Origin of the sequence: Azospirillum sp. B4 (genome assembly GCF_000333275.1) — a bacterium.
Taxonomy (GTDB): domain Bacteria; phylum Pseudomonadota; class Alphaproteobacteria; order Azospirillales; family Azospirillaceae; genus Nitrospirillum.
In genome coordinates this window covers 1-6,991 of sequence record NZ_BACU01000199.1, presented here as the reverse complement: position 1 = coordinate 6,991, position 6,991 = coordinate 1, and the positions used below count along the sequence as shown (strand labels likewise).

Genomic DNA, 6,991 nt, shown 5'->3' with positions numbered 1-6,991 from the left:
CGCGGAGGACGCTTATCCGCAGCTACCTTTCCGAATATCCGGGCTTCTACCAGACATCGGACGCCGGCTACATGGACGAGGACGGCTATCTGTTCATCATGGCCCGCACCGACGACATCATCAACGTCGCGGGGCACCGCCTGTCAACCGGCGCCATGGAGGAGGTCTTGGCCGGCCACCCCGACGTGGCGGAATGCGCCGTCATCGGCGTGCATGACGCGCTGAAGGGTCAACTGCCCCTGGGCTTCCTGGTGCTGAAGGCTGGCGTCACCCGGACGCACGCGGAGATCGTGGCCGAGGTGGTGCAGCGGGTGCGGGAGATCATCGGCCCGGTGGCCGCCTTCCGCCAGGCGCTGGTGGTCGAGCGCCTGCCCAAGACGCGGTCCGGCAAAATACTGCGGGCGACCATGCAGAAGATCGCGGACCAGGAACCCTGGGCCATGCCCGCCACCATCGACGATCCGGTGATTCTGGAGGAGATCGGCGTTGCCCTGAACGACGCAGGCTTTGGGCGGAGGCGCATGGAAAATCAATGAGTTGGCGCCGTTTACCTGTCGCTTCGGGTTAATCCGCATGTGGCAAAATTGTGACGGTGCGTTGACTGATCTGCGGTCGTTGTTGCCAAAGTGGGTTGACTGGCCCGCGTGGCCTGCATACCGTCTGCCTCGAAGTTTGGTACGGGTTGAACGGGCGGGCAAAATCAGGCAGCCGGAAAACCGGCGCCGCTGGGAGTGTGAAAAGGCCGCAGCGCAAAAGCTGCGGCCTTTTCCATTTCTGCTTCTGCAAACACGCGATTTGGGAAAAACACGCGATCGGGACGGCCCCGGATGGTTGCCCGTCCGGGGCCGTCAGGCGTTTTAATTCGTCGCCTGGCTAGTGGGCAGGGCGGTGGAAGCCTGGGCAAGGTTGGTGATGGGAATGTGCCGCGGCTTGGCCGTCTCCGGCACCTCACGCACCAGGTCGATATGCAACAGCCCATTCTCCAGCTTGGCGCCGGTCACCCGGATATGGTCCGCCAACTGGAAGCGCCGTTCGAAGGCGCGGGCGGCGATACCGCGATGCAGGTACTGCGTCTCCTGCGCCTGTTCCTCCTTGCGGGACTTGCCGATGACCGTCAGCGCGTTCTCCTGCGCCACGATGTCGATCTCTTCCTGGCTGAAGCCCGCCACCGCCATGGTGATGCGGTAGTCATCATCACCCCGCTTCTCGATGTTGTACGGGGGATAGGCGTTGCCCTGGTCCTCGGTCTTCAGCGCCGACTCCATCAGCCGGGTCAGGCGGTCAAAGCCGACGGTGGAACGGAACAGGGGCGAAAGGTCGTAACTACGCATGACAATCCTCCGATAGAGCGATCACCCCGTGCCTCCGGGCGCCGTCCTGGCCGTCCCGGCGGGTGGGGTTTCATGCCGGCTCCAGGAACCCCTCCAGGGCATTCCCGCCGACGCAGTTTCATCTGTGAATGCCCGCGAGCGATTTCAATGGGGGGTGGGATTCGGAAAATTGGGGGAGGATCTCCACCGTCCCTTTCCGAAGATTTAAGCCTTTGGTGGCACCCTTAAGTGTCACGCCCTGTGACCAGAAGGTGATCCCGGGGTCACGCGGGTTGCGGGGCGGGCGGTTTCGACCCTACAGTTATTGTCTGCGGCCGGGTTTGCCCAGGGGATCGCCCCCCAATGCCGCGTCTTTCTGGGCGTGCCCGGGGAAAGGGACATCGTTGCTCGAGTCCAATGCTTTTTTCGACCGGACGTATGAGGAGACGATGGCCCTCCTGGTTGAGGCGCGTAACTACGTCGCCTTCCAGGAAGCCAAGGACCAGCGCGGGCTGCAGCCCCAGGTCCGGTTGCAGATCAGCTACGAATCATTGCGTGTCACCAGCCGCCTGACCCANGTGATGGCGTGGCTGTTGGCCCTGAAAGCGCTGTACGCGCATGAACTGACGGCTGACCAGGTGTTGGGGGAACAGTTCGCCCTGTCGGGCGGCGCCATCTGCAGCGACCCCTCCGGCCCCGACAACGGCGAACTGCCGGCCGGCCTGCGCTCCCTGCTGCAACGCAGCCATAGCCTCTACATGCGCGCCGAACGCCTGGAAGACCAGTACCGGCGCAGCGTGGCTTAAGTTTCGCCTGTTCCCTCAATCGCCGGGCGCCGCCGTCCGGCGGCTTGGCTATCCTCGATTTCCAGTCCGCTTCGCTTCCCAGAATCTCCCGGGGCTTGCGGTCGCAGCCAGGGGCGCGCATCGCTTTGGGCGGTGCTGCTGCCGGCGGCCCGTGCGGTGGGGAAGGGGCGTAGTGCCTGGCATGCAGGCAGCAAAAAAGAGCGCCCCGGATGGGGCGCCCTTCCTTGAAAGCTCAACTGCGTGCGGCGTCGGCCGCCCGCGGCTTACTTCAGGCCCAGGCCCGAGAAGCGGCGGTTGAACTTGGCGATCTGGCCGCCGGTGTCGACCAGCTTCTGCACGCCCGTCCACGCCGGGTGCGACTTCGGGTCGATGTCCAGGCGCAGCGTGTCGCCGGCCTTGCCCATGGTGCTCCGGGTCTTGAACGAGGTGCCATCGGTCATGACGACGGTGATCTCATGGTAGTCCGGGTGAATGTCAGCTTTCATGATCGCCCAAGTCCCAAAACAAAAATCTCGAAATGCGAAGCCGGGCTTATAGCCAAAACCGCCCCCGGGATCAACACCCGATCGCGCGCTTTTCATGCGCGCACCCACCACGGCCACGCATGGCTGACGCCATGCCGTGGTCAAGGAACGGTCTGGCGATGGTTGCCCCATGGCCCTGGACGCATTACCTAAGCGATCACGCGCGTGGGGCCAAGCTGATTGTTCGGGGACGCTTGAATGATGGGGGACGCCCGCGCGCCCTGTTCAGAACAGATTGGGAATTTCGCCGGTGACCGACGCCACCCCGACCCCCGCCCGCCGCAAGTCCCTGCGGCCGCTCGCTTTTCTTGTGCCGTTCGTGCGGCCTTACATCTGGCATTCCGTGGGGGCGGGCGTGGCCCTGATGCTGGCGGCGGCCACCACCATCGGCATGGGCCGCGGCCTTCAGGCGGTGGTGGACCAGGGATTCGTCACCAGCAACCCGCAGTTGCTGGACCATGCGCTGCTGGTCATGCTGGGCGTCATCCTGGTGCTGGCCGGGTCCACTTATGTGCGCTTCTCCCTGGTTTCCTGGGTGGGCGAGCGGGTGGTGGCTGACATTCGCCGCGCGGTTTTCGACCATCTGGTGACCCTGTCGCCCGGATTCTTCGAATCGACCCGCACGGGGGAGGTGCTGTCGCGCCTGACCACCGACACCACTCTGCTGCAGACGGTGGTGGGCTCCACCGTCTCCATCGCGTTGCGCAATTCGCTGATGCTGATGGGCGGCCTGATCATGCTGGCCGTCACCAGCGCCAAGCTGACGGCCCTGGTGCTGATCGTCGTGCCCCTGGTGGTGCTGCCCATCGTCGTGCTGGGCCGGTCCTTGCGGAAGCTCAGCAAGGACAGCCAGGACCGTGTGGCCGACGTGGGCGCGCAGGTTGATGAGACGCTGGGCGGCATCCGCATCGTCCAGGCCTTCGGGCATGAGGCGATCGAGACGGCGCGCTTCGGCGACCGGGTGGAGGACGCCTTCACCACCGCCGTGCGGCGCATCCGCGTGCGGGCATTGATGGCCATGATCATCATCTCCCTGGTCATGGGGGCCATCGGCGTCATCCTGTGGATCGGCGGGCACGACGTCCTGGCCGGCCGCATCTCCGCCGGCCAGCTGTCGGCCTTCATCTTCTATTCCGTGCTGGTGGCGGGTGCCGTGGGCGCCATCTCCGAAGTGACGGGCGAACTGCAGCGCGCCGCCGGCGCCATGGAGCGCCTGGTGGATCTGCTGGAGACCAAGCCCGACATCGTGGCCCCGGCCAACCCGGTGCCGCTGCCCCTGCCGGCGCGCGGCACCGTGGCGTTCGAGGGCGTGCGCTTCCACTATCCCGCCCGGCCGGACCACGCCGCGCTGGAGGGCCTGGACCTGACGGTGGCGCCGGGCGAGACGGTGGCCATCGTCGGCCCCAGCGGTGCCGGCAAGACCACCCTGTTCCAACTGCTGCTGCGCTTCTACGACCCCCAGGATGGCCGCGTGCTGGTGGACGGCGTGGACGTGCGCACGGCCACGCCGGCCGACGTGCGGGCGCGCCTGGGCATCGTCCCGCAGGAGGCGGTGATCTTCTCCACCAACGCGTGGGAGAACATCCGCTACGGCCGTCCCGACGCCAGTGACGAGGAGGTGCGCGCCGCCGCCCGCGCCGCCCACGCCCTGGACTTCCTGGAGGCCCTGCCGGAGGGCCTGGGCACCTACCTGGGTGAGAAAGGCGTGCGCCTGTCCNGGTGGGCAGCGCAGCGCATCGCCATCGCCCGCGCCATCCTGCGCCATCCGAAGATCCTGCTGTTGGACGAGGCGACATCCGCCCTGGACGCGGAAAGCGAGCGCGGGGTGCAACTGGCCCTGGAAACCCTGATGAAGGACCGCACCACCCTGATCATCGCCCACCGCCTGGCCACCGTGCTGAACGCCGACCGCATCATCGTCCTGGACAAGGGCAAGATCGTCGCCAGCGGCCGGCACGAGGATCTGATCCGCCAGGGCGGCCTCTACGCCCGCCTGGCGGCCCTGCAGTTCGACGCTGCCAGTGGGGCGGCCAAGGGAATAGGGGACGCGGCGGAGTAGGGGAGATAGCGCTTGCACAATTCGGACTCCATGACACTATGAACTATAGTTCTTAGCCTGGGATCGAGAATGTGCGGGTCTTTAAGACGAAAGGCGTGGCCCGATTCGCGCGCCGTGAACGGCTGACCGACGACGGTTTAAGGGAAGCGATCGATCGGGCTGAACGAGGTATTATTGATGCCGACTTAGGCGGTGGCCTCATCAAGCAGCGGGTCGCCCGACCAGGTCAGGGCCGGTCAGGCGGGTATCGGATGATTGTTGCCTACCGAGCCGCTGGCCGCGCCGTATTCCTCTATGGATTCGCCAAGAGCGACCGCGAAAACATTGAGGAGGACGAACTGCAAGCCCTCCGCACCATCGGTGCCATTTGGCTTGCGGCGGCGGCGGACAAGATCAAGCAGGCCCTGGAAAACGGGGATTTGCAGGAGATTCTGGATGACGATCAAGAAGCCTAGCCGGCTGGCTCAGGAGCTATTGGAAATGGCTGGTGACCAGCATCGCCTTGGTCTCATGGATGAGGCCACCTATCGCAAGATCACGGTGCGGCACCTCGGCTCGAGCGCTTCGCCCATGGCGGAACCTATCTCAGGAGAAGAGGTCAGGGCGATGCGCGAACAGGCGCACCTTAGCCAAGCTGCGCTCGCCAAGTACCTTAACCTGACGACAGGCTATGTTTCGCAGCTTGAACGCGGGACCAAGCAAGCCAAAGGTGCCGTCCTGGCATTGCTCAATGTCATTCGGCGCAAAGGGATTGAGGCGCTTCAGTAATCAATGCGCCCCGCCCTCCAGGTAGGCCGCGCGCACCTGTTCGTTGGCCAGCAGTTCGCGCCCTGAGCCGGTCAGCACCACCTCGCCCGAGGCCAGGACGTAGGCGCGGTGGGCCAGCTTCAGGGCGTGATAGGCGTTCTGCTCCACCAGCAGGATGGTCATGCCGCGCTCCCGGTTCAGCTGTTCGATGACCTGGAAGATCTGGCGGATGATGAGGGGGGCGAGGCCCAGCGAGGGCTCGTCCAGCAGCAGCATGCGCGGGCGGCTCATCAGCGCGCGGGAGATGGCCAGCATCTGCTGCTCCCCGCCCGACAGGGTGCCGGCGCGTTGGGCCTGGCGCTTCTCCAGGATGGGGAACAGGCCGTAACAGGTGGCCAGGTCCTCGGCGAAATGCGCGGGGTCGGCCAGGGTGGCGCCCAGCTGCAGGTTCTCCAGCACCGTCATGCGCGGGAAGATGCGCCGCCCCTCCGGCACCTGGGCGATGCCTTGCGTCGCGATCAGGTGCGGGGGCATGCCCACCAGGCTCCGGTCCTGGAACAGGATCTGGCCCTGCGACGGCGCGGGCTTGCCGCAGATGGTCATCAGCAGGGTGGACTTGCCGGCACCATTGGCGCCGATGAGGGTGACGATCTCCCCCTCGTTAACCGTGACGTTGACGCCGCGCAGGGCGTGCACGGGACCGTAGCTGGCGTGGACGTCGGACAGTTGCAGCATGGGACCGGGCATCACGGGGCCTCCGCGCCGGTGGCGACGTCATCGGCGTCGGGCTCACCCAGGTAGGCCTTGATCACCCGCTCGTCGTTGCGGATTTCGGCGGGCGTGCCGGCGGCGATGCGGGCGCCGTGATCGACCACGAAGATATGGTCGGAGATGTCCATGACCAGGCCCATGTCGTGTTCGATCAGCAGGATGCCGATGCCGTGTTCGGCGCGGATGCCCACCAGCAGCTCGGCAAGCGCCCGGGTCTCGCGCGGGTTCAGGCCGGCGGCGGGCTCATCCAGGCACAGCAGCAGGGGGTTGGTGCTCATGGCCCGGGCGATCTCCACCCGGCGCTGCATGCCGTAGGACAGGTTGCCCGCCGCCTCGTCCGCCACGGCCAGCAGGTCCAGCCGGCGCAGCCAGTCGCGGGCGGTGTCCACCGCCGCCTCTTCCGCCGCGCGCCAGCCTTTCAGGCGCAGCAGCCCGGCGATGGAGAAGACGGACTTGGGCATCAGCGCCTGGTGCTGGGCCACCAGCAGGTTTTCCAGCACCGTCATGCTGGGGAACAGGCGGATGTTCTGGAAGGTGCGCACGACGCCGGTGCGGGCGACGCCATAGCCTTTCAGCTTCTGCAGTTCGATCGGACCCTTGGCCGGATGGCGCAGCAGCAGGCGGCCGGCCGTGGGGCGGTAGAACCCCGTCAGGCAGTTGAAGATGGTGGTCTTGCCGGCGCCATTGGGGCCGATCAGGGCGGTGATGCGGTTGCTCTCCGCCGTCAGGTCGACATGGTCCACGGCCAGCAGGCCGCCGAAGCGCATGTCAGGC

The 6,991-nt window shown here is 66.1% G+C and carries 8 protein-coding genes and 1 pseudogene; 5 read left to right on the top strand and 4 right to left on the bottom strand.

The window, feature by feature from the left end:
- Nucleotides 1-536: pseudogene (gene prpE, locus I55_RS08885) on the top strand (propionyl-CoA synthetase); the annotation flags it as partial.
- A gap of 321 nt (nt 537-857) precedes the next feature.
- Here the strand turns inward: prpE and I55_RS08880 are convergent.
- Entirely contained in the window at nt 858-1,331 is a 474-nt protein-coding gene (locus tag I55_RS08880; protein ID WP_044560162.1) for an Hsp20 family protein, read from the bottom strand.
- A 383-nt stretch (nt 1,332-1,714) separates the two neighbouring features.
- On the opposite strand from I55_RS08880, the gene I55_RS38305 reads away from it, so the two are divergent.
- Nucleotides 1,715-2,116: a DUF1465 family protein gene (locus I55_RS38305; protein ID WP_286364293.1), complete on the top strand. Its 402-nt coding sequence runs from the start codon at nt 1,715-1,717 to the stop codon at nt 2,114-2,116.
- Nucleotides 2,117-2,379: 263 nt separating this feature from the next.
- Here I55_RS38305 and rpmE read toward each other — a convergent pair whose 3' ends face one another.
- The gene (gene rpmE, locus I55_RS08870) at nt 2,380-2,601 is read right to left on the bottom strand and encodes a 50S ribosomal protein L31 (protein WP_040848326.1); all 222 of its coding nucleotides are present in this window, start codon (nt 2,599-2,601) and stop codon (nt 2,380-2,382) included.
- Nucleotides 2,602-2,890: 289 nt separating this feature from the next.
- Between rpmE and I55_RS08865 the strand changes: the two genes are divergently transcribed.
- The 3 genes from I55_RS08865 to I55_RS08855 all read left to right on the top strand — a co-directional run bounded on the left by I55_RS08865 (nt 2,891) and on the right by I55_RS08855 (nt 5,467).
- Nucleotides 2,891-4,699 carry an ABC transporter transmembrane domain-containing protein gene (locus I55_RS08865; protein ID WP_044560166.1) on the top strand — a complete coding sequence of 603 codons (1,809 nt, stop codon included), beginning with the start codon at nt 2,891-2,893 and terminating at the stop codon, nt 4,697-4,699.
- A 71-nt stretch (nt 4,700-4,770) separates the two neighbouring features.
- A complete protein-coding gene (locus I55_RS08860; RefSeq protein ID WP_044560160.1) occupies nt 4,771-5,154 on the top strand; it encodes a type II toxin-antitoxin system RelE/ParE family toxin in 384 nt (127 codons plus the stop codon).
- Nucleotides 5,135-5,467 (top strand): DNA-binding transcriptional regulator, encoded by a 333-nt coding sequence (locus I55_RS08855; RefSeq protein WP_044560159.1) that lies wholly within the window; start codon nt 5,135-5,137, stop codon nt 5,465-5,467. Before I55_RS08860 ends, I55_RS08855 begins: the two co-directional genes overlap by 20 nt.
- Here the strand turns inward: I55_RS08855 and I55_RS08850 are convergent, their stop codons facing one another.
- A complete protein-coding gene (locus I55_RS08850) occupies nt 5,468-6,181 on the bottom strand; it encodes an ABC transporter ATP-binding protein (protein WP_044560165.1) in 714 nt (237 codons plus the stop codon).
- A gap of 11 nt (nt 6,182-6,192) precedes the next feature.
- A complete protein-coding gene (locus I55_RS08845) occupies nt 6,193-6,984 on the bottom strand; it encodes an ATP-binding cassette domain-containing protein (RefSeq protein ID WP_049973966.1) in 792 nt (263 codons plus the stop codon).
- Nucleotides 6,985-6,991 lie beyond the last annotated feature (7 nt).

Coding starts and splice junctions, on each gene's coding strand:
- rpmE (WP_040848326.1), bottom strand. CDS start 2,601: ATGAAAGCTGACATTCACCCGGACTACCATGAGATCACCGTCGTCATG.
- I55_RS08880 (WP_044560162.1), bottom strand. CDS start 1,331: ATGCGTAGTTACGACCTTTCGCCCCTGTTCCGTTCCACCGTCGGCTTT.
- I55_RS08850 (WP_044560165.1), bottom strand. CDS start 6,181: ATGCTGCAACTGTCCGACGTCCACGCCAGCTACGGTCCCGTGCACGCC.
- I55_RS08845 (WP_049973966.1), bottom strand. CDS start 6,984: ATGCGCTTCGGCGGCCTGCTGGCCGTGGACCATGTCGACCTGACGGCG.
- I55_RS08855 (WP_044560159.1), top strand. CDS start 5,135: ATGACGATCAAGAAGCCTAGCCGGCTGGCTCAGGAGCTATTGGAAATG.